This is a genomic window from Gemmata sp. (assembly GCF_051859125.1).
GTDB lineage: Bacteria > Planctomycetota > Planctomycetia > Gemmatales > Gemmataceae > Gemmata.
Genome location: NZ_JBHYGG010000266.1, coordinates 24,578 through 45,149 on the forward strand (window position 1 = coordinate 24,578; position 20,572 = coordinate 45,149).

Consider the following 20,572-nt stretch of genomic DNA (forward strand, 5'->3'; position numbering starts at 1 on the left):
GCGTGCGGCCCGGCGGATCGGAGCGGGTCACTTCATCACCGGCGGCGGCGGAACCGGAATGCCCCCGGGCGTCGTCGGCGGGAACGCCCCGGGCGGCTGGGCGACGGGGTTGCGGAGCCACGGCCCCGGGGTCAGCGCCGCCTTCGAGCGGAACAGGACCGCCTCGCTCTTGTCGACCCCGGGCGGGGTGGCCCGCCACGCGGTCCCGGCCCGGACCATGGCCGCCCCCTCGTTGAACATGGCCGTCATCTTCACCGGGTCGAACTCGGTCGCCGAGGTCGGCGCGTCGTAGTCCTCGGGGATCGACGTGAGGTGGTAGTTCATGCCGGTGAGCATGGTGAGCATGAACATCCGCTGGAGGTCGCCCCGGGTCTGCGCGTACAGCACCGTCGAGATCGCGCTGCCGGCGATCTTCAGGCTGTACGCGGGGACCGGCTCCGGGTCGGCGTACAGCTTCCCGGCCACGATCATGTACAGGTCGGACCCGTACAGCCAGCTCCGGGGGTGGGCGTCCCGCTCCGCGTGCGGCACGAACGGGGGCACCATGAACAGCGACGCGCTGACCCCGCCGTCGACGTGCCGCTCGGTGGTGGCCCGGCCGTTCGCCGTGAGGTGGATCGGCACCGGCGGGAAGAACCCCGGGATCGCCGCCGACGCGAGCAGCACGTCCACGGCGAGCTTGCGGTCGGCCGGGGTGCCGCGGACCGCGATCGCGCCGACGTCCCAGATGACCGGCCGCCGGCCCTCCAGGTCGGTGGTGCCGACGTACAGCCGCCGGCCCTTGAGGTGCTCGGCGGCGATCGCCTGCATCACCTCGGGCGTCAGCGTCCTCTCGATCTGCCCGCGGAGCGGGGCGTTGTCCGCGAACGAGTCGGCGAACAGCGCCCGGACGGGCCGGTGCTTCTTGTAGATGTCGTCGTTGGTGACCGTGGTGTAGAACTGCTTGAGCTGGCAGTCGTAGGCCGGGCCGAGGAACGCGAGCGGCGCGATGAGCGCCCCCGTGCTGATCCCGGTCACGACGTCGAAGGTGGGCCGGGTGCCGGTCTCGCTCCACCCGGACAGGACGCCGGCCGAGAACGCGCCGAACGACCCGCCGCCGGACAGGGCGAGGATGCTCCGCTTCCGCGGGACCGTGCCGTCGACCGGCTTCCGGTTGGCCCGGACCACCTCGGCGACCTTGGCGAGTTCGGCCGTGTCCCACCCGGGGCCGTCGTGCCCGGCCGGGTAGTCGGGGTCGACCCAGCCCGCGGTCTCCCGCAGTTCGTCGGGCGCGCGGCCGCCCCCGACGCACCCGGCAAGGGCGAGGACGCAGACCGCTCCGAGCGCCCCGCGGCGCAGCGGCAACCGAACCATGACGTGTTCCCCCGGCCGTATCCCCCGATACGAACGGGCCGGATACCGTCAGGGGCCGCCCCTGGCAAGACAATTCTTGGTCACTTGCGGTGGCGGATCCGGGCCCGCATCCGCCGCTTCTTCCGCCCGACCTTGCGCCGCCCCTTGCCCCCTCGGGTCGCCATCGTTGTCTCCTTACCAAGTGTGAGTGCGGACCGGTAACGTGTGGGAAATCCTGATTCTAGGTGCGGCCGGCGGGTCCGACCAGACTGCGCCGCCGCGCCGCGGCCCGCGCCCCCGGGAATTCGCGACAGGGGTGTCCGTTCGCGGCCGGGAGCCTATACTTTCATCTCTTTACGACCGCGGCCGCAGCGCCGGCCGGCCCCTGGGTCTCGCTTCGATGCGGTTCCACCTGATCGACCGAGTCGAGGCCTGGGAGCCCGGGAAGTCCCTCAAGGCGTCCAAGTTTCTCGCCCTCGGCGAAGAGTACCTCGCGGACCACTTTCCCCGCTTCCCCATCATGCCCGGCGTGCTGATGCTGCAGGCGTGCGTCGAGGCCGCGGCGTGGCTGTGGCGGGCGACGACGGACTTCGGGCACCCGGTGGTGGTGCTCCGCGAGGTCAAGCAGGTCAAGTACGGGACGTTCATGCAGCCCGGCCGCCGGATGGACGTGCTGGCCGAACTCACGAAAGTCGAGGACGGGACCGCCGCGTTCAAGGCGAAGGGGACGAACGACGCCGGCGAGCAGACGGTCGCCGCCCAGTTCACCCTCCGCGGCTACGGCCTCGCGGCCCGCGGCCCGGCCGGGGCCGCCGCCGAGGCGAAGTTGCTCGAACACCTGAGGGCCCACTGGGGGCTGCTGACCGGGGCGCTGAAGGGCGGTTGAGGAGAGCCGATGACGCTGAAGGACCAAGTCGCGATCGTGACGGGCGGGAGCCGCGGGATCGGCCGCGCCGTCGTGCTGGCCCTGGCCCGGGAGGGCGCGAAGGTCGCCTTCGTGTATAAAGGGAGCACCGACGCGGCCCAGGCGCTCGAGGCCGAGGCGGCCGCTGCCGGGTTGGTCGCCAAGGCGCACCAGGCCGACGTCGCCGACCCCGCCGCGGGCGACCGCGTCGTCGCGGCGGTTCTGGCGGATTGGGGCCGGGTTGATATCCTGGTGAACAACGCGGGCGTGATCCGCGACAAGTTGTTCGTGCAGTTGGAGGCGGACGACTGGAACACGGTGATCAACACCAACCTCAACGGCGTGTTCGCCTTCTGCAAGGCCGTGTCCAAGCAGATGGTGTTCAAGCAGCGGTCGGGGCGGATCATCAACGTGTCGAGCATCGCCGCGGACCACGTGAACAAGGGGCAGTCGAACTACGCGGCCAGCAAGGGGGCGGTGAACAGCCTCACCCGCGTCCTGGCCGCCGAACTCGGCTCCCGCAACGTGCTGGTGAACGCCGTCGCCCCGGGGTTCATCGAGACGGACATGAGTGCGGCCGTGCGGAACATGGCCGGCGAGGACAGCCTCAAGAAGCTCATCCCGGTGAAGCGGCTGGGCAAGCCCGAAGACATCGCCAGCGTGGTGGTGTTCCTGGCCGGCCCCGCGGCGGCGTACATTACCGGGCAGGTCATTACTGTGGACGGCGGCCTCAGCCTCGGGGCAATATCCTGAACCCCCCCGGGACGGAGAAGGAAACCATGACGCACGACGAAATCTTCGCCAAGGTCCGGGCCACCCTCGTCGACGCCCTCAACGTCGACGACAACGAGGTCACGCCGACCGCCCGCCTCAAGGGCGACCTGAACGCCGAGTCGATCGACTTCCTCGACATCGTGTTCCGCCTCGAGCGGCAGTTCGGGTTCAGCATCCCCCGCGAGGACCTGTTCCCGGAGTCGATCTTCCAGGGCGACCCGAAGTTCGTCGCCGGCGGGAAGATCACCGAGCCCGGCCTCGTCGAGCTCCAGACCCGGATGCCCTACGCCGACCTGACGGAGTTCCGCAAGGACCCGCGGCTCGACAAGATGGAAGACCTGTTCACGGTCGACCTGATCGTCAACTACCTGCAGTCGCGCGTGAACGCGAAGTAACACACCAGGCCCCGCCCCGGCGGCGGGGCCGCGGGGGCCAGGCATGCGCTGGACGTGGATCGACCGGTTCGTCGCCTTCGAGCCGAAGAAGTCGGCGGTCGCGGTCAAGAACCTCAGCCTGGCCGAGGACCACTTCGCCGACCACTTCCCGGGCGTCCCCGTGATGCCCGGAACGCTCATCCTCGAGGGGCTGGCCCAGACCGGGGGCATCCTCGTGGGGCACGCCAACAACTTCGAGAAGAACGTCGTCCTGGCCAAGATGTCCGGGGCGAAGTTCCACCGCGAGACCGCCCCCGGCGAGCAGCTCACCTACACCACCACCCTCCTCGATCTGAACGACACCGGGGCGCGGGTGACCGGCACGGTCCACGCCGGCGGCGAGCTGGTGGTCGAGGTCGAGATCATGTTCGCCCACGTGAGCCCCGCCCAGTTGCCCCCCGGAATGCCCGACTCCAAGTTCGTCTTCAGCGGCGAACTGGCGTACCTCCTGAAGATGGCCGAGGCGGCCACCGCCCCCCCCGCGGCGGCCCCGTGACGGGTCGGGTCACGCCGTTAAAGCGGACGTTGCCACCGCTACCTTCGGTTCTCACGGCCGATCTGCCGGCCGTTCGTTCCCCGACCCCATACACTGTTCTAATGTTGAACGGGGGAGCGCCCCGGAAGAACCCCGCCCGGCCCGCCCCTCTCCGCGGCCCGAGGCGCTGACCGGCGGCCGCGTTGCGGGCCGGAAGGAGCCGGGGAATTGAGTTGTCGGGGACGCCGACGAACGCGAGGCACAAACGGGTGACGGACACCACGACCCACTCACGACGCGCCGTGCTGACCGGGTTCGGCGTCATCAACCCGCTCGGGACCGGCCCGGACGCCTTCTGGCAAGCCCTCCTGGCCGGCACCCCCGGCGTCCACACCATCACGCACCTCAACCCGGAGCACCTGCCGTCCCGCATGGCCGGCGAGGTCCGCGGGTTCTCCGCCAAGGCGCTCATCGAGAAGTCGTACCGGCGGACCCTCAACTCGATGGCCCGGACCGTCGAGTTCGGCGTCATCGGGTGCCAGCTCGCGATGCAGGATGCGGGGCTGGCAAAGGGGACCGTCCCGTCGCACCGGATCGGGGTCGAGTTCGCCTCGGTCATGGGGGCCACGGAGCTCGACGACCTCGGCCCGGCCAGCACGCACTCGATCGCCCCGGAGGCCGAGGCCCCGGACATGGACGCGTGGGGCCGCAAGGGGCTCAGCCACGTCCCGCCGCTGTGGATGCTGAAGTACCTCCCGAACATGCCCGCGTGCCACGCCACGATCCTCTACGACATCCAGGGGCCGAGCAACACGCAGATCCCCGGCGACACCGCCGGCGCGGTCGCGCTCGCCGAGGCGCTGCGGATCATCCGCCGCGGGGCGGCCGACGTCATGCTCGTCGGCGGGAGCGAGGCCAAGGTCCACCCGCTGAGCCTGAGCCGGTTCAACCTGTTCGCCAGCTTCTCGAAGCGGAACCACGACCCCGAGGGGGCGATCCGCCCGTTCGACCGGGACCGCGATGGCACCGCCCCCGGCGAGGGGACCGCGACGTTCACGCTTGAGGCGCTCGACCACGCACTCGCCCGCAAGGCGAAGATCTACGCCGAGGTCGTGACGGTCGCCAGCGGGGTCGACCGCGGGCTGGCCGGCCCGGGAATGGCCCGGCTGATCCGCAACGCACTCAGTGCCGCCGGCATCACGCCGAGCGACGTGGACCACGTCAACGCGCACGGGCTCGGCACGGTCCGCGGCGACGCCTTCGAGGCGCGGGCCATCGGCGAAGTCTTCGGCAAGTCGGTCCCGGTGTTCGCGCCGCTGTCGCGGTTCGGGAACATGGGGGCCGCGTCCGGGCTGTCCGAACTCGCGTGCAGCGTCCTGGCCCTGAAGCACGGCCAGCTCCCGGGCACGCTAAACCACGCGAACCCCGACCCCGCGTGCCCCGTTGCCGTCCACACCGGTGCGCCGCGGCCCGTCACCAAGTCCTACGCCCTGAAGCTCTCGTACACGGACCTCGGCCAGAGTTCGGTCGTCGTGATCCGCAAGTGGGTGGACTGAGATGCGCAGACGGGTTGTGATCACCGGCATGGGCGTCGTCACCCCGCTCGGGGTGACCGTGGACGACCTGTTCACCAGCCAGGTGGAGGGCCGCACGGCCGTCGGCCCGATCACCCGGTTCGACGCGCGCACGTTCCCGACCACCTTCGCCTCCGAAATCAAGGGGTTCGACCTCGGCCGGTTCCTCCGGGACGCGGCCCGGTTCGAGTTCTGCGGGCTGAACACGCACTTCGGCCTCGCCGCCGCCAAGACCGCCATCGAGGACGCGGGGCTGCTCGACCCGGCCAAGGGCGACCGCTCCCGGATGGGGGTGTACCTCGGCTCCGGCGAGGGGAGCGACGAGTTCCCGGCGCTGGTCCGCGGGCTGGCCCACGCGAGCCCCAAGGGCGGCCCCGGGGCGGTGGACCCCGGCGAGTTCACCCGGGTGATGCTCCGGTGGATGGACGGTCCCCGCGAGGGCGAGCAGGAGATGCACACCCCGGCCGGGCACATCGCCGAGACGTTCGCGCTCGACGGCCCGAACCAGGCGTGCCAGACCGCGTGCGCCGCCAGCTCGCAGGCGATCGGCGAGGCGCTCGACATCATCCGCTGGGGCGACGCCGACGTGATGGTCGCCGGCGGGTCGCACAGCATGATCCACCCGCTCGGCGTCAGCGGGTTCAACCGCCTCACCGCGCTGTCGCAGCGGAACGACAGCCCGCGGACCGCGAGCCGCCCGTTCGACCTGAACCGCGACGGGTTCGTGATCGGCGAGGGGGCCGGGCTCGTCGTCCTCGAGGAGCTGGAGCACGCCAAGAAGCGCGGCGCCCACATCTACGCCGAGCTGACCGGGTACGGCACGACCGCCGACGCGTACCGCATGACCGACCCGCACCCCGAGGGCCGCGGGGCGATCCGGGCGATCGCCGAGGCACTGGCCGACGCGGGCATCAAGCCAACCGACGTCGGGTACATCAACGCGCACGGGACCAGCACCCAGGCGAACGACTCGACCGAGACGGCCGCCATCAAGGGCGTGTTCGGGGACCACGCGAGGAAGGTCCCGATCTCCAGCACCAAGAGCATGCTCGGGCACCTGATCGCCGCGGCCGGCGTCGTCGAATTGGTCATAAGTGTGGTGGCGATGCGCAAGGGCGTGGTGCCGCCGACGATCAACTATGAGACGCCCGACCCGGCGTGCGACCTCGACTACGTGCCGAACACCGCCCGCGAGGTCCGGTTCCGGCACGTGCTGAGCAACAGCTTCGGCTTCGGCGGGCAGAACATCGCCCTGATCGCGTCCAAGTTCACGGACTGAGCCCGACACCCTGTGACTCTGGTCCTTCCGCCCGGGAGGTGCGTGGTGGTTTTTTGGTTCTGGGTTCTGATCACCGTCCTGGCCTTCCCGCCGGTGGCGTACGCGCTCGTGATGGCGGCGCTGTACCTGTACGTCCGCTGGAACTACATGGGCTACCTGACCCGGATCTTCCAGGAGAAGCCGCTGTTCGTCATCCCGCGGGGCGAGAAGGACGCGGGCGGCGAGGAGGTCTCGCTCAAGGCGGACGACGGCCTCACGCTCCGCGGGTGCTACCTCAAGACGACCGCCCCGGCCCGCAAGGGCGTGATCCTGTTCGGGCTGGAGTTCGGCTCGAACCGGTGGGCGTGCCGGCCGTACTGCGAGAAGCTCCTGGGGGCCGGGTACGACGTGTTCGCGGTGGAGGCCCGGAGCCAGGGGGACAGCGACAAGGACCCGAACTACGAGCCGCTCCAGTGGGTCACCGACCGCGACCTCGCGGACACCCGGGCGGCGATCCGCTACCTCCTCACGCGGCCCGACGCGGACGCGAAGGGGATCGGCCTGTTCGGCATCAGCAAGGGCGGCGGCACCGGGTTCCTGGCCGCCGCGGGCGAGCCGGCCGTTCGGTGCATCGTCACCGACGGCGCGTACGGCACGCACACGACGATGATCCCGTACCTGAAGCGGTGGATCCAGATCTACAGCGACCGCAAGATTATCCAGCGGGTGCTGCCGACGTGGTTCTACGGGATCATCGGCATGGTCGGGGCGAAGAAGGTGGCCCGCAACCGCGGGGTCACGTACCCGAGCGTCGAGAAGGCCGTCGGCCGCCTGAACCGCCCGCTCCTCATGATCCACGGCGAGGGCGACAACTACATCCGCCCCGAGATGGCCAAGGCGCTGTTCGCCCGGGCCCGCGGGCCGAAGGAACTGTGGGTGGTGCCGAAGGCGAAGCACAACCAGGCGCTGACGGTCGCCGGCGACGAGTACCACTCGCGGGTGGTCACCTTCTTCGACGCGCACCTCGCCGCCGGCACCCCGGCCGCCCCGGTCGCCCACGAGGGGTGAGCGCCCCGACAACTCCCGAGCCCACCCGCGACCACGGGTGGGCTTTTTCACGCGCAGGTGCCCGCCATGTCACTGAAGCGGTTCCTCCTCGTTCGCGTCGGGCGGCTCATCTCGTACCCGATCCGCCGGCAACTGCGGCAGTTCGAGGTCGCGTGCCAGACACCGGAAGCCGTCCAGAGCGAACTGCTCTTCCGCATCCTCCGCACCCAGCAGGGCACCGCGTTCGGGCGCGACCACATGTTCGCCGCCGTGCGCACCGTCGCCGAATACCGACGCGCCGTGCCGGTCGCGCCCTACGAATACGTCAGCCCGTACATCGACCGCGTCCAGAAGGGTGAGACGAGCGCGCTGCTCGCGGCGAAGCGGGTCCACCTGTTCGCGCTCACGTCCGGCACCACCGCGAGCCGCAAGCTCATCCCGGTGACCGACGACTACCTCGCGGCGTACAAGCGCGGGTGGAACATGTGGGGCGTGAAGATGTACCGCGACAACCGCGGGCGGAAGGTCGCGATGCGGCCCATCGTGCAGATGGTCGGCGACCCCGAGGAGTTCCGCACGGAGGCCGGCATCCCGTGCGGGAACCTGTCCGGGTACACCGCAATGGTGCAGAAGCGGCTCATCCGCCGCATGTACGCGGTCCCCTACATCACCGGGAAGATCAAGGACCCGAAGGCCCGGTACTACGTCGCGCTGCGGTGCTCGATCGCACGGAACGTGTCGCAGTTCATGGCCGCGAACCCGAGCACGCTGGTGCAGTTCGCCCGCACCCTCGACGCCGAGAAGGAACTCCTGCTCCGCGACCTCCGCGACGGCACCCTCCGCGCCGACCTCGACATCGCTCCCGAAATCCGCGCCGAAATCACCCGCGGCCTGGGGCGGGACGCAGGGCTCGCGGCGCGCCTCGGTGCAATCGCGGACAAGGCCGGGCGGTTGCTGCCGCTGGACGTGTGGCCGGTCGAAGGCACGGTCATCAACACCTGGACCGGCGGGAGCATGGGGCCGTACCTGCGCCAGTTGCCGCAATACTTCGGCGAGCCGCCGATCCGTGACCTCGGGCTGCTCGCCAGCGAGGGCCGGATGACCATCCCGTTCCAGGACGCGACCCCCGGCGGCGTGCTCGACATCTGGTCGCACTACTTCGAGTTCGTCCCGGAAGGGGAGATCGACTCGCCGCAGCCGACGGTTCTCGGGGCGCACGAACTTGCCGAGGGGAAGAGCTACTACCTGATCCCGACGACCGCCTACGGCCTGTACCGCTACCACATCTCGGACCTCGTGCGGGTCACGGGGTTCTTCGGCCGCACGCCGATCGTCGAATTCCTCGGCAAGGGGCACCGGTTCGCCAACATGACCGGCGAGAAGCTGAGCGAGTACCACGTCACGAAGGCGATGGACGCGGTGGCGCGTCGCAGCACGCAGCCGGTGACGGCGTACAGCCTCGCGCCGGTGTGGGACGAGCGGCAGCCGTACTACGGGCTGTTCCTGGAGGAGGCCGACGCGACCGACGCCCCTCGGCTGAGGCAGTTCCTGGGTGACTTCGACCGGCAGCTCGGCGAGGAGAACATCGAGTACGCGGCCAAGCGAGAAGGCGGGCGGCTCGGCCACGTGCGTGCGGTGCTGGTCCCGAACGGCACCTGGGCCGCCTGGGACCGCTCCCGCCTCGCGCAGACCGGCGGCTCGCCCGAGCAGTACAAGCACCCGTGCCTCATCGGGGACCTGACGTTCCGCGACTCGATGACCGTTCTGCGGGAGGTCGTCCCGGTCTGAATCTCCGCTTGCCGGCACTTCCCAGTCACGCTATGACCCCGTGCTTGTGGACGCCGTCCCGGCAGGGGATCAGCCATGAACCGCACCATCGCTCTCGTCGCTCTCTCGGTCCTCCTCGTCGGCTGCACCAGGTACAGCACCCGCGCCCAGGGTCCGTTCGGCCGCAAGCACAAGTCCGACCCGTTCGCGGCCATCCCGCCCGGCCCGCTCGCGAACAATTCGCCGCTGGCCCTCCCCGCCAGCACGCAGCCCGAGCCGCCCCCGCCGCCCGGCGACGGCCTCGCGGTGCCCCTGCGGACCGGTCAGCCGGCGGTCGCGCGGCCCCAGTCGGAGCCCGCCGGCGAGGTGCAGCAGGCCGGCGGCGCGCTCCCGCCCGACGACGCGGCCGCGTTCCCGCCCAAGCGCCGCCCCGAGCCGCAGCCCGGCGAACTCCCGTCGCCGTTCGAGAAGGACCAGACCAAGGCAAAGGCGCAACCGCTGCCGCTGCCGTCCACGCCGGTCCGGCCCGCACCGGTCCCGTCGGGACCCGCACCCGCCGCCGAGACCCCGCAGGTCGCGGCCGCGAAGCACCTGGCCGAGATCAAGAAGCTGCACGCCGCCGCGGCCGAGAAGTGGAACACCGTGGACACCTACGAGTCGCAGGTGACGCGGCGCGAGTTGGCGCCGTCCGGGAAGATGACCGAGGACGTGGTCCACTACCAGTTCCGCAAGGAACCGATGGCGGTGTACATCCGCAACCTCAGCGAGTCGGGGAAGGGCCGCGAGATCCTGTACAACCCGAAGCAGTTCGGCGACAAGATCTACGCCATCGTCGGCCAGGGGGACGAGAACCTGCTGTTCAAGGTCGGCTCGAAGGCCCCGGCGGTGACCCCCGACAGCCCGTTCGTGAAGGACAAGAGCCGGTACAGCATCCGCGAGGCCGGGTACGGCACGCCGATCAACCGCGTGGCGACCTGGGTGTCGAAGGTCGAGGCCGGGAAGCTCCCCGCCGACGCCATGACCTACCTCGGCATGGGCAACCGCACCGAGTTCGCCAAGCCGGTCGCGGGGGTGCAGCTCAAGCTCCGCCCCGGCGACGACCCGCTCCTCCCCAACGGCGGCACCCGGCAGTGGTTCTTCGACCGCGACCAGGCCTCGCCGTCGTTCGGGCTCCCGCTGCTCATCATCGCGACTGAGCCTGACGGCAAGGCGGTCGAGTACTACCTCTTCGAGAAGCTGAAGTTCGGCACGCCGTACCCCGAAGCCGACTTCAACCCCGACCGCCTCAACAAGAAAAAGTGAGCCGTTCTCATTGGTTCGGGGCAGGTGCGCCACCCGTCCCCGATGAACTTCAATTTCGCCAAATCAACCTAATTCTTGCGGACAAATTTGTATCAGATTAACACAAGTGCAGATGCAGTTGGAGACTGCAATCATTATTTCGCCGACAAGATTGTGTCGTTCAAGTGCGATAAACTGTGTCGCCAGTCGCTTCTGTCTGGCGCGAATGCTCCGATTTGAGCACCCCGCAGTGGATCACCACTTGCAATTGCCTTACCTGCCAGGGTGTCAGCCGAGTCTGACCCCGTGGCAGGCGGAATTGGTTCGGTCGGTCGCAAGTCGCGCTTGATTTCCCCCTCGCATCTGGCGTATCCTTCATAGGTTACCGCCGCGAACCGTCGCTCCCCACCGGTCCGGCACCTCCTTTGCAGTTCCCAATTTCCGAATAGCCTCCGCTGGCTGCGTGTGTGGTCCGAATCCGACCGTCACCGCGACGCGGGAGGGCGGTATGGTCACCAGCACGCACGAACCCGATAACGCCGACGCCCCCGGGCACACCCACCGGTTCTCCGTCCTCATTGCGGACGACGACCGCGGGAACCGCGAGGCGCTCGGCGAGGTCCTCGAGAGCCAGGGGTTCCGCACCGTTCTCGCCGAGGACGGGGGGCGGGCGGTCGAACTCGTCCGGGTGGAGCTGATCCACCTCGTCATGTTCGACATGCACATGCCCCGGCTCACCGGGCTGGAGGCGATGGCCGTCATCCGCCAGACGCTCGACCGGATCATGCCGGCCGTCCTGATGACGGCCGACGCGAACAACGACCTGATCCGCCGCGCGTTCCAGGCCCAGGTGTTCAGCGTGATCCCGAAGCCGGTGAACAAGAACATCGTGCTGAACACGCTGTCGCGGGCGCTGGCCAAGGTGTACGGCGTGCAGTGGCCGCCCGTGGCGAACCCGCCCGCGGCCCCCGCACCGGCGGAAGACCCCGGGGACAAGCCCCGGACCTCGGACTGAAGACCAGAGGGCAGAGGTCGGAGGACAGACAGTCAGAAGTCGGATCGGCTTCTTGTACCCTGCTGACCTCTGCCCTCTGTCCTCTGACTTTCCCACTCGAACTCTCAGGAGCACCGACCGATGAGCATCGTCCCGCTGAACGACAAGATCCTCGTGGAACGCCTCGAAGCCGACGACAAGACGGCCGGCGGGATCATCCTGCCCGACGCCGCCAAGGAGAAGCCCAAGCAGGGCAAGGTGCTGGCGCTGGGCGAGGGCAAGCCGCTCGACGGGGGCAAGCGGGCCGCGTTCCAGGTGAAGGTCGGCGACCGCGTCCTGTTCACGACCTACGGCGGCAACGAGGTCGTCCACGACGGCAAGGAGTACCTCATCATGACCGAGGACGACGTCCTCGCGGTCGTGGGCTGAGTGCGGCCTGGCGAACCCTGAGCGCCAGCGAGGGGGTGCACCCTACCCCCTCGCTGGCGCTCAGGGTTCGCCAAGTTGGATCAAGCCGGCGGGTCGCCGTTTCGCTCGCCACGCATAAAATGCCTGTGATGGGTCGTGGTTTCGCCCTCACCTCGGTTTCCGACCGCGACCACATACGCCGCCCCGAACCCGCGGGTGGTGGGATCACGACAACTCAATTGCTTTCACACGAACACTTTACGGTGTTCCCGTCCGAATTCCGCGCCGTTCGCGCGAAAAAACTCTTGCGATGCCACTTGCCGGGTTTATATTGAAGCCACTTTCCCTGCCACGGCCGGGATTATAAGTGTTCGGTCTTTCCCGCGGTGAGTACCAGTTCGAGTGGTCGGACAGGGCCAGGGAAGCTGCCGGCACACGGCACGATGAGTTCGGTTCTCGCATGGCCACGAACATCTACGTCGGTAATCTCCCCTGGTCCACCACGACGGACGAGCTGTACGCAATGTTTCAGCAGTACGGAGCGGTGACCCGGGCCCAAGTCGTGACGGACCGTGAGACCGGTCGGTCGCGGGGCTTCGGGTTCGTCGAAATGCCGAACGAGGCGGAGGCCAACGCGGCCATCGCCGCGCTCAACGAGCAGCCGATGAACGGCCGCCCGCTGACCGTGAACATCGCCAAGCCCCGTGAGGGCGGCGGCGGCGGTGCCGGTGGCGGCGGGTACGGCGGCGGGGGTGGCGGCGGTGCCCGTCGCGGCGGCGGTGGCGGCGGCGGCCCCCGCGGTGGCGGCGGCTACGGCGGCGGCTACGGCGGGGGTTACGGCGGGGGTTACGGCGGCGGCGGCGGCGACCGTTACTGAGATCGCGGCACCATTGCCCCCGCGTTCGCATACAATTCACTGCGCCCGGCCGCGGTCACCCGACCCGCCCGGGCGCTGTTGCTTACCGAGCGTCGCACAACACGGCACTTGCCCTGACTGTTCTTTCTCGCGGAGGTTCCCAGCAAAGTATGGCCAAAGAAGAGGCAATCGAGGTCGAAGGTCGCGTGAAGGAGGCCCTGGCCAACACGCAGTTCCGCGTCGAGCTGGACATCGGCGGCGAGGTGATCGCGCACGTCGCCGGCAAGATGCGGAAGAACTTCATCCGCATCATCCCGGGCGACCGCGTGAAGGTCGAGATCTCGCCGTACGACCTCACCCGGGGTCGAATCGTTTACCGCGGCCGGTTCGGGACTTGAGTCAAAGTCGGTCGAATCGCGGAGATTTTCGTTGACGTTTGACCCCCCGCCGGGCAATCTATTCAGCAGTCGCCTTTGGACGGGCGGCACCCAAATCACTCGTGGCCAGGGAGGGTCACTTCGATGCTCATCCAAACGGAATCCAAGGCTCAGGGCTGGCGTGCGGTGGCGGTGTTCGACGACCGCCCCGACGCGCTGATCTTCGTCGGCCGCTCCTCGACCCACGTCCGCCAGGAGTACGTCGAGGCGTTCAACGAGCTCCTCGACGACGAGGAGCGCGAGCACACCACCGCGATCCAGCTCCAGCAGTGGAGCGGGGCCCCGGACGCCGGCCGGTGGGTGCTCAAGAACACCCTCAAGGTGCCGACGCCGCTCAAGGTCCGCCTCGCCGCCTGACCGAAACCCATTTCGAGTTTCGAGTTTCACGTTTCGGGTTTCCGGCCGCCCGGTGTGGCGTGTGGAACTCGAAAATTGAACCTCGAAACTCGAAACGGTTCGTCCGCCACATCCCGCCCATCCCACCGGGCTTGCAACTCACCCCCCCGAACCGAACAATGAGTGCGTGGGCCGTGTCCCCCCTCTGCCCGCGTCAGGGGACACGATCACGCCCGGCCGCGCGCCGACACGAAGGACCAGACCATGACTTCCTACGCCTCCCTGTGCGACGACTTCGGGGTCTCCACGTACGTCCACAGTAAGCTCGAGATGCCGACCGCGCGGGAGACCGTGCTGCACTTCTTCGAGGCGATCCAGAAGGCGTTCCCGAAGATGACGGACTTCGAGAAGCGCACGGAAGAGGAGTACCTGCTCGAAGAGGACCGCGACGCCGGGAGCTACCGGTGGGCGTCGCTCGACAAGCGGCGGCTGTGCTCCGGGTTCGTGAACCCGCCGAGCCTGGAGGACGCCGACGCGCACAACGAGCGCATCCTGGAACTCGCCCCGTTCCACCTCGACCTGTCCGGGATGCAGACCGAGTCGATGGACGTGCTGTACTACTTCGACTTCCTCTACCAGGGGAACCACGACGAGGTGGTCGCCGAGGCGCTCGCGACCGGCACGCCCCTCGAGGGGCTCGCGCAGATGCCCGCGGCCCGCGTACTGCACTACCAGCCCAACCTCATGATGTCGCTCGACGACGCGTGCCAGCTCCAGTGCCGGCTCAGCGTGGAGACCCGCACGACCGCGTACCAGGTGCGGACCGGGAACTACTCCGAGTCGCCGATCTCGGTGTACTTCACGGTGCGGCAGTTCTGGGGCAAGCAGCCGTTCAAGACCTACACCGAGTCGTACCACAACCAGCGCCGCGTCCTCGACGAACTGGTGAACAGCTACCTGATCCCAAACGTCATCAACCCGCTGGCGAAGACCATCAGCGCGAAGTGAGGAGCGGGCCGGTGGAGTACAGCGACTTCGACCTGAAGCGCGTGCTGATCGACTTCTCCCTCGTGACGAGCGAGGCCACGGACCTGTTCGCGGACGTCCCGCCGGTCGAGCCGGGCGAGCACCTCCGGTGGTGGCTGGATCAGTACGCCCGCCTCGCCGTCGGCGTCGGTTCCGAGAAGGCGCGGAGCGAGTACCTCATCACCCCGATCTTCGCAGAAGCGCGGCGGCTCGCGCAGAACACGTTCAACGTGCTCCCGGGTGTGACCTTTGAAGTCGACAAGGGCCGCGGCTTGAGTGGCGTGTGCGACTACCTCGTGTCTGGTTCGCCGGAACTCTACTTCGTCCGCGCGCCACTGCTCGCCGTGGTCGAGGGGAAGCGGGAAGATCTGGTCGGGGGCTTTGGGCAGTGTGCGGCCGAGATGGTCGCCATCCGCCTCTTCAATGAGAAAGAGCAAGCACCCCGGCCGTGCGTATACGGGTGCGTGACGACCGGCATGGTCTGGCAGTTTTTGAAACTTGAAGGCAACACCCTGTTCATCGACACCGCCGAGTACCACCTCCGCGAGTTGCCCAAGATCCTCGGCATCCTCGTCGGCATCGCGAACGGGTGACGGTCCCGCAGGCTCCCGAAGCGCCCGCGGGTGGCGGCCCGCAGGCGTTGTTTGTTTCATGATTGCGTCGTTTGGCCTGACGTCAAGGCACTCAGGGGCAAATTCCACCGAGGCAACGCAATGAGCAATTCTGACTCCGACAAAGTAGACAGCTCCGGACTCGGCAAGCGGTTTATCCAGCAAGAGGTCAGAATTATCGATAGTCTCATTTGCATCGGCATCAGCGTCTTTATGGTCTCGTTTGTGATTCTGGTCCCACTCCGACCAGGCCAAATTTTCTCAAAGAGTGGTGACGTCGTTCTTTGCTTCGCCTTGGTTGCTGCGTGTTCAGTCGCATTCTGCCTCGGGATCAAAGAACTCTGGCAATCCTACGGCGTCGTCCACACTTTTCATGAGCATGGGGTTGTATCAAACCGCCGCGGAAACATAAGCATCTCTTTGTATTCAGATATCGAGACAATGTCATGCCGTAATCTAATTGTATACCAAGGATATAATTCAACCATTCCCGTTGGTGGTATCGTTCGACTCCGACTGATACTGAGTGATGATTCACTCATCGACTGTACTTTTTACCGTGCTTCTCGCTCTGCCGATGAAATCGAAACGGTGCTTCGGGTTATGGAGCGAATCACTCACTTGATCGCCTCACGAATGGAAACCACATTGGAACGAGGGGAATCAATCGACTTGGCAAGAGGCATCACCTTGGTGAGCACAGGCTTGCTGATTTCCGGACGCAACGGGGAACGGTCGGTGGGCTGGACCGACATCAGACTCATGCGAATCGAAGAAGAGGTGTTTCGGCTATGGGTTCATGGAGAAAAACGCGCCTGCCTCAAGTTATCGACTTCCAAACCAAACGTCCTCCCAGCGATTCACCTCATTCTCGCCAGAACTGATCTTCCGATCTCTCCGCCAAAGCAGGATTGGTGAAGTGCCAATTTCTGTGTGGCCACGCACTTCGCTACTTCGTTTGACGACTTCTCCAACTCCAACTCGCACCGTGAGCAGGATCCATGCTTTCCCCCACGCTGTCGGCGTTCGCTCGCGGCTTGACCACGGAAGCGGCGTTCGACGTGCTCGCCCTCGCACGGAAGCTCCAGGCCGCGGGGAAGGACGTGATCTCGCTCCAGATCGGGGACAGCCCGTTCCCGACGACCGCATCGGCGGCCGCGGCGGGGAAGGCCGCCATCGACGCCGGCCGCACGCGGTACGCGCCGTCGCTCGGGTTGCCGGAGTTTCGCGCCGCCCTCGCGGCGACCGTGAGCGCCGAGTTCGGCATCCACGCCACGGCCGAGAATGTTGTCGTCGCACCGGGGGCGAAGCCGTTCGAGCAGTTCTTCTGCGAGCTGTTCCTCGAACCCGGCGACGCGGTCCTCGTGTTCCAGCCGGCGTTCCCGACCTACGAGCCGAACATCCTCCGCCGCGGCGCCGTGCCAGTGTACCGCCCGCTCACGCAAGAGAACGACTTCCGGCCCGACCTCGCCGCCATCGAGCAGTTCGTGCGGTGGACCCCACGCGCGAAGGCGATCTTCCTCAACTCGCCGCACAACCCGACCGGCGGCGTCGCGACCAAGGACGACCTGAGGGCGATCGCCGACCTCGTGCGTAGCACAAACATCGCGGTGCTGAGCGACGAGCCGTACTGCCACATGGTGTGGGAGGGGCGGCACCACAGCCTGCTCGCCGAGCCGGGGATGATGGACCATGTCGTCGCCGCGTACACGTTCTCGAAGAGCTACAGCATGAGCGGGTGGCGGTGCGGGTACGCGGTCGCGTCGCCAACGAACGCGGACCTGATCGGCAAGATGATCAACACGTCGCTGTCGTGCGCGCCGCCGTTCGTGCAACTCGCCGGCCTCGCGGCACTCGAGCACGACGCCGCCGAGCGCGACACCGCGATGCGCGCCTTCCACGAGAAGGTGAAGCTGATCGTCGCCGAGCTGCGCACGGTGCCCGACGTGACCGTGCTGGTGCCGAAGGGCACCTTCTACGTGTTCCCGAAGGTCGAGCCGATCTGCCGCCGGCTCGGGATCACGTCGCACGGGCTGGCGATGTACCTGCTCGAAGGGGCCGACGACCGCCGCGGCGTCGGGTGCCTCGGCGGGGAGTGCTTCGGCCCGGCGGGGGCCGGGTTCCTGCGGTTCAGTTGCGCCGAGCCCGACGAGCGGCTCGTGGAAGCGGTCCGCTTCTTCGCCGACGCGGTCACCCGCACCGCCCGCGTCAAAGCGTACCTCGACGCGAAGCCCGAGTACCGGTTAAGCTGAGCGCGTCTCAGGAGACAACCCTTGAGCACGCCTGCGGCCGAGACGGACACGGTGGTCTACCCCGAGAGCGACGGGAAGCCGAGGGCCGACAACACGCTCCGGTGGGACTGGATGGTCAAGATCGTCGGCGAACTCCGCGAGGTGTTCGCCGGGCGGGAGGTGTTCGTCGCCGGCGACCTGTTCTGGTACCCGGTGAAGGGCGACCCCGGCACCGTCACCGCACCCGACGCGCTCGTCGCGTTCGGCCGGCCCCCGGGCTACCGCGGGAGCTACAAGCAGTGGGAAGAGGGCGGCGTCGCCCCGCAGGTGGTGTTCGAGGTGCTCTCGCCGAGCAACACCCGCGAGGAGATGGACGCGAAGCGGCGGTGGTACGACCGGCACGGCGTCGAGGAGTACTACTTCATCGACCCCTACGGCGACCAGCTCCTCGGCTGGGTGCGGCAGGAGGGTAAGCTGGAGCCGGTGTACCCGATGAAGGGGTTCGTGAGCCCGCGGCTCGGCGTGCGGTTCGACGTGAACGGCGAGGTCCGCCTGTTCGCCCCCGACGGCCGCGAGTTCCGCACCCGCGAGGAGCGGGTCGAGGAGATCCAGGCGGAACTGCACAAGACCGCGGTCGCGTTCGAGCGCTGAGTGCCCTGCGTGAACTCGACGAGGAGCGCGAGCGCGCCGCGGAGGAGCACGAGCGGGCCGAGCAAGAGCGCACCATGAAGGAGCAGTTGGCGGCCAAGCTCCGCGAACTCGGCATCGACCCCGACGACGTGCTCAAGCCGACCGGGTGAGGGCGATCGACTCGGACCAGGTCCGATGGAACCGGACCCTTGGTGGACCGGTCCGAGCCCGAGCGCCGAGCGAGGGTTCACGCTGACCCTCGCTCGGCGCTCGGGCTCGGACCAATACCAATCCAACAGAACCCGTCTCACTTTCCCTTCCGGCGCTTCAGCTCCTTCATCACGTCCTTCAGCGACCGCGTGTTGAACACGTCGTCCGTCGTGAGCCACCCGCGGCGGGCGACGTCGACGCCGAAGCGGGTGAGCGCGAGTTCGCCGGGGCTGTGCGCGTCGGGGTTGATGACGATCGGAACGCCGAGCGCCTTCGCCCGCTTGACGTGGACCCAGTCGAGGTCGAGCCGCGACGGCTGGGCGTTGATCTCGACCATCTTGCCGTGCGCGGCGGCGCACTTCAGCACGGCCTCGAGGTCGATGCGGTACCCGTCGCGCTTCAGGAGCAGCCGGCCGGTGCTGTGGCCGAGCATCGTCACCGCGGGGTGCGCCAGCGCCTTGCACACCCGGGCGGTCATCTCCTCTTCCGTCATGTTGAACAGCGAGTGGACGCTGGCGACGACGTAGTCGAACCCCGCGAGCAGCTCGTCGTCGTAGTCGAGCGAGCCGTCGGCGAGGATGTCCACCTCCGTCCCTTTAATGATGGTGACGCCCGAGAGCTTCGCGTTCACGCGGTCGATCTCGGCCCACTGCTTCCGCACAACACTGGGCGGCAGGCCGCGGGCGATGGTGAGCGACTGCGAGTGGTCCGCGACGCCGAAGTACTCCCACCCGAGCGCCTTCGTTGCGAGGGCCATCTCCTCGAGCGACGCGGTCCCGTCGCTGTACGTCGTGTGGTTGTGGAACACGCCGCGGATGTCGGCGTCGCTCACGAGCGCGGGGATCTTCTTCGCCTCGGCGACCTCGATCTCGCCGGTGTCCTCGCGCATCTCGGGCGGGACGTACTCCATCCCCAGAGCCTTGTAGACGTCGGCCTCGGTCTTCGCCTTCACCTGGTGCGCGTCGGACCCGAGGGCGTACTCGTTGAGCGTCCACCCGCGTTCGATCGCGCGCTGGCGGAGCCGGATGTTGTGCTCCTTGCTCCCGGTGAAGTAGAGCAGGGCGAACGGGAACTGCGCGTCGTCGACCACCCGCAGGTCGGCGTTGAGCGTGACCTTCGTGCCGTCGAGTTGCATCGCGGCGACGATGCTCGACTTGGTCGGCCCGCTCCCGACGACCTGCACCACCTCGGGGAGCTTCACGAAGGCGTCCATGATCGGCTGCGGGTTCGTGCTGCTCACCAGGATGTCGATGTCCTTCGCGGTCTCGCGCCGGCGGCGGAGGCTCCCGCACAGCTCGCCGCGGACCACGCCCGGCAGCGCCTTGATCTGCTCCAGCAGCGCGAGCCCGAGCGGCAGCGCGAGGTCGACGCGGACGCGGTTCCCGACGGTGCCGAGGAACGCGATCCCTTCGAGGATCTTCTGCTGCGTCTTCGCGCCGAACCCCTTCTGTTTCGCGACCTCGTCCGTTTCGCACGCGGCCCTCAGCTTGGCGATCGTGTCGATGCCCAGCACGTCGTGCAGCGCCTTCACCTTCTTCGGCCCCATGCCCGGGAGCCGGAGCATCTGCACCAGCCCCTCGGGGACCGACGCCCGCAGCTCGTCGAGGAACTTGTGCCGGCCGGTCTTCACCAGCGTGGTGATCTTCTCCTGGAGCGTGTCGCCGATGCCGCGGACCTCGGACAGCTTGCCGTCGGCGACGAGCTGCTTCAGGTCGCCCTCCAGTTGAGAGACGGTGCGCGACGCGTTGTGGTACGCGTTGCACCGGAAGGCGTTCTCGCCCTTGAGCGCGAGCAGCGTCCCCATTTCGTCGAGCGCCGCAGCGACTTCGTCCTTCGTCATGGTGTGGCTCCGGGTGCTGGTATTGGTCAGGATACCCGAGCCGGGGCGGGCGAGAAATGTGCGGAGGGAAATGGCGAGCGGGGCGTCGTGGTTCTTCGCCCTCTCCCCTTGCGGGAGAGGGCAGCGAGGCTTTGCGAGCGGGTGAGG

21 protein-coding genes are annotated in these 20,572 nt (G+C 68.0%); 19 read left to right on the top strand and 2 right to left on the bottom strand.

Annotated elements, in window-relative coordinates:
- Window positions 1–27: 27 nt before the first annotated feature.
- Complete coding sequence (locus tag ACTIGN_RS25915) at window positions 28–1,353, bottom strand: patatin-like phospholipase family protein (protein ID WP_439629319.1); 1,326 nt, start codon at window positions 1,351–1,353, stop codon at window positions 28–30.
- A 379-nt stretch (window positions 1,354–1,732) separates the two neighbouring features.
- Between ACTIGN_RS25915 and ACTIGN_RS25920 the strand changes: the two genes are divergently transcribed.
- From ACTIGN_RS25920 to ACTIGN_RS26010, 19 genes are all read left to right on the top strand, one after another.
- The gene (locus tag ACTIGN_RS25920) at window positions 1,733–2,218 is read left to right on the top strand and encodes a hydroxymyristoyl-ACP dehydratase (RefSeq protein ID WP_439629321.1); all 486 of its coding nucleotides are present in this window, start codon (window positions 1,733–1,735) and stop codon (window positions 2,216–2,218) included.
- Between the two features lie 9 nt (window positions 2,219–2,227).
- Complete coding sequence (locus ACTIGN_RS25925) at window positions 2,228–2,989, top strand: 3-oxoacyl-ACP reductase family protein (RefSeq protein ID WP_439629323.1); 762 nt, start codon at window positions 2,228–2,230, stop codon at window positions 2,987–2,989.
- Between the two features lie 26 nt (window positions 2,990–3,015).
- The gene (locus tag ACTIGN_RS25930) at window positions 3,016–3,405 is read left to right on the top strand and encodes an acyl carrier protein (RefSeq protein WP_144952290.1); all 390 of its coding nucleotides are present in this window, start codon (window positions 3,016–3,018) and stop codon (window positions 3,403–3,405) included.
- A 43-nt stretch (window positions 3,406–3,448) separates the two neighbouring features.
- Window positions 3,449–3,940, top strand: a complete 492-nt coding sequence (locus ACTIGN_RS25935) for a 3-hydroxyacyl-ACP dehydratase FabZ family protein (RefSeq protein WP_439629325.1) — start codon at window positions 3,449–3,451, stop codon at window positions 3,938–3,940.
- Window positions 3,941–4,188: 248 nt separating this feature from the next.
- Window positions 4,189–5,475, top strand: a complete 1,287-nt coding sequence (locus ACTIGN_RS25940) for a beta-ketoacyl-[acyl-carrier-protein] synthase family protein (RefSeq protein WP_439629327.1) — start codon at window positions 4,189–4,191, stop codon at window positions 5,473–5,475.
- 1 nt (window position 5,476) lies between these two features.
- Entirely contained in the window at window positions 5,477–6,772 is a 1,296-nt protein-coding gene (gene fabF, locus ACTIGN_RS25945) for a beta-ketoacyl-ACP synthase II (RefSeq protein WP_439629329.1), read from the top strand.
- Between the two features lie 45 nt (window positions 6,773–6,817).
- Window positions 6,818–7,819, top strand: a complete 1,002-nt coding sequence (locus ACTIGN_RS25950; protein ID WP_439629331.1) for an alpha/beta hydrolase — start codon at window positions 6,818–6,820, stop codon at window positions 7,817–7,819.
- Window positions 7,820–7,885: 66 nt separating this feature from the next.
- Window positions 7,886–9,586: a GH3 auxin-responsive promoter family protein gene (locus ACTIGN_RS25955; RefSeq protein WP_439629333.1), complete on the top strand. Its 1,701-nt coding sequence runs from the start codon at window positions 7,886–7,888 to the stop codon at window positions 9,584–9,586.
- 75 nt (window positions 9,587–9,661) lie between these two features.
- On the top strand, window positions 9,662–10,867 hold the full coding sequence (locus tag ACTIGN_RS25960; protein ID WP_439629335.1) for a DUF1571 domain-containing protein: 1,206 nt from the start codon (window positions 9,662–9,664) through the stop codon (window positions 10,865–10,867).
- Window positions 10,868–11,354: 487 nt separating this feature from the next.
- The gene (locus ACTIGN_RS25965) at window positions 11,355–11,861 is read left to right on the top strand and encodes a response regulator (protein ID WP_439629337.1); all 507 of its coding nucleotides are present in this window, start codon (window positions 11,355–11,357) and stop codon (window positions 11,859–11,861) included.
- A 120-nt stretch (window positions 11,862–11,981) separates the two neighbouring features.
- Window positions 11,982–12,269 (top strand): co-chaperone GroES, encoded by a 288-nt coding sequence (locus tag ACTIGN_RS25970; protein ID WP_439629339.1) that lies wholly within the window; start codon window positions 11,982–11,984, stop codon window positions 12,267–12,269.
- A 439-nt stretch (window positions 12,270–12,708) separates the two neighbouring features.
- The gene (locus ACTIGN_RS25975) at window positions 12,709–13,125 is read left to right on the top strand and encodes an RNA recognition motif domain-containing protein (RefSeq protein WP_439629341.1); all 417 of its coding nucleotides are present in this window, start codon (window positions 12,709–12,711) and stop codon (window positions 13,123–13,125) included.
- A gap of 149 nt (window positions 13,126–13,274) precedes the next feature.
- Window positions 13,275–13,502, top strand: coding sequence for a translation initiation factor IF-1 (gene infA, locus ACTIGN_RS25980; protein ID WP_144952313.1), 228 nt, complete (start codon window positions 13,275–13,277; stop codon window positions 13,500–13,502).
- A 123-nt stretch (window positions 13,503–13,625) separates the two neighbouring features.
- Window positions 13,626–13,898 carry a hypothetical protein gene (locus ACTIGN_RS25985; protein WP_439629343.1) on the top strand — a complete coding sequence of 91 codons (273 nt, stop codon included), beginning with the start codon at window positions 13,626–13,628 and terminating at the stop codon, window positions 13,896–13,898.
- 243 nt (window positions 13,899–14,141) lie between these two features.
- Window positions 14,142–14,885, top strand: a complete 744-nt coding sequence (locus tag ACTIGN_RS25990) for a hypothetical protein (RefSeq protein WP_439629345.1) — start codon at window positions 14,142–14,144, stop codon at window positions 14,883–14,885.
- 11 nt (window positions 14,886–14,896) lie between these two features.
- Window positions 14,897–15,496, top strand: a complete 600-nt coding sequence (locus ACTIGN_RS25995; RefSeq protein ID WP_439629347.1) for a hypothetical protein — start codon at window positions 14,897–14,899, stop codon at window positions 15,494–15,496.
- Between the two features lie 120 nt (window positions 15,497–15,616).
- Entirely contained in the window at window positions 15,617–16,432 is an 816-nt protein-coding gene (locus ACTIGN_RS26000; protein ID WP_439629349.1) for a hypothetical protein, read from the top strand.
- Between the two features lie 83 nt (window positions 16,433–16,515).
- The gene (locus ACTIGN_RS26005; RefSeq protein WP_439629351.1) at window positions 16,516–17,766 is read left to right on the top strand and encodes a pyridoxal phosphate-dependent aminotransferase; all 1,251 of its coding nucleotides are present in this window, start codon (window positions 16,516–16,518) and stop codon (window positions 17,764–17,766) included.
- Between the two features lie 21 nt (window positions 17,767–17,787).
- Complete coding sequence (locus ACTIGN_RS26010) at window positions 17,788–18,396, top strand: Uma2 family endonuclease (RefSeq protein WP_439629353.1); 609 nt, start codon at window positions 17,788–17,790, stop codon at window positions 18,394–18,396.
- A 286-nt stretch (window positions 18,397–18,682) separates the two neighbouring features.
- Here ACTIGN_RS26010 and polX read toward each other — a convergent pair whose 3' ends face one another.
- A complete protein-coding gene (gene polX / locus ACTIGN_RS26015; RefSeq protein ID WP_439629355.1) occupies window positions 18,683–20,425 on the bottom strand; it encodes a DNA polymerase/3'-5' exonuclease PolX in 1,743 nt (580 codons plus the stop codon).
- Between the last annotated feature and the right edge of the window lie 147 nt (window positions 20,426–20,572).

What these genes read in the sequence shown, in the direction of transcription:
- ACTIGN_RS25970 (WP_439629339.1), top strand. Translation starts at nt 11,982, where the DNA reads ATGAGCATCGTCCCGCTGAACGACAAGATCCTCGTGGAACGCCTCGAA.
- ACTIGN_RS25935 (WP_439629325.1), top strand. Translation starts at nt 3,449, where the DNA reads ATGCGCTGGACGTGGATCGACCGGTTCGTCGCCTTCGAGCCGAAGAAG.
- ACTIGN_RS26005 (WP_439629351.1), top strand. Translation starts at nt 16,516, where the DNA reads ATGCTTTCCCCCACGCTGTCGGCGTTCGCTCGCGGCTTGACCACGGAA.
- ACTIGN_RS25920 (WP_439629321.1), top strand. Translation starts at nt 1,733, where the DNA reads ATGCGGTTCCACCTGATCGACCGAGTCGAGGCCTGGGAGCCCGGGAAG.
- ACTIGN_RS25960 (WP_439629335.1), top strand. Translation starts at nt 9,662, where the DNA reads ATGAACCGCACCATCGCTCTCGTCGCTCTCTCGGTCCTCCTCGTCGGC.
- ACTIGN_RS25955 (WP_439629333.1), top strand. Translation starts at nt 7,886, where the DNA reads ATGTCACTGAAGCGGTTCCTCCTCGTTCGCGTCGGGCGGCTCATCTCG.
- ACTIGN_RS25930 (WP_144952290.1), top strand. Translation starts at nt 3,016, where the DNA reads ATGACGCACGACGAAATCTTCGCCAAGGTCCGGGCCACCCTCGTCGAC.
- ACTIGN_RS26000 (WP_439629349.1), top strand. Translation starts at nt 15,617, where the DNA reads ATGAGCAATTCTGACTCCGACAAAGTAGACAGCTCCGGACTCGGCAAG.
- polX (WP_439629355.1), bottom strand. Translation starts at nt 20,425, where the DNA reads ATGACGAAGGACGAAGTCGCTGCGGCGCTCGACGAAATGGGGACGCTG.
- ACTIGN_RS25965 (WP_439629337.1), top strand. Translation starts at nt 11,355, where the DNA reads ATGGTCACCAGCACGCACGAACCCGATAACGCCGACGCCCCCGGGCAC.
- infA (WP_144952313.1), top strand. Translation starts at nt 13,275, where the DNA reads ATGGCCAAAGAAGAGGCAATCGAGGTCGAAGGTCGCGTGAAGGAGGCC.
- ACTIGN_RS25990 (WP_439629345.1), top strand. Translation starts at nt 14,142, where the DNA reads ATGACTTCCTACGCCTCCCTGTGCGACGACTTCGGGGTCTCCACGTAC.
- ACTIGN_RS25975 (WP_439629341.1), top strand. Translation starts at nt 12,709, where the DNA reads ATGGCCACGAACATCTACGTCGGTAATCTCCCCTGGTCCACCACGACG.
- fabF (WP_439629329.1), top strand. Translation starts at nt 5,477, where the DNA reads ATGCGCAGACGGGTTGTGATCACCGGCATGGGCGTCGTCACCCCGCTC.
- ACTIGN_RS25925 (WP_439629323.1), top strand. Translation starts at nt 2,228, where the DNA reads ATGACGCTGAAGGACCAAGTCGCGATCGTGACGGGCGGGAGCCGCGGG.
- ACTIGN_RS25915 (WP_439629319.1), bottom strand. Translation starts at nt 1,353, where the DNA reads ATGGTTCGGTTGCCGCTGCGCCGCGGGGCGCTCGGAGCGGTCTGCGTC.
- ACTIGN_RS25985 (WP_439629343.1), top strand. Translation starts at nt 13,626, where the DNA reads ATGCTCATCCAAACGGAATCCAAGGCTCAGGGCTGGCGTGCGGTGGCG.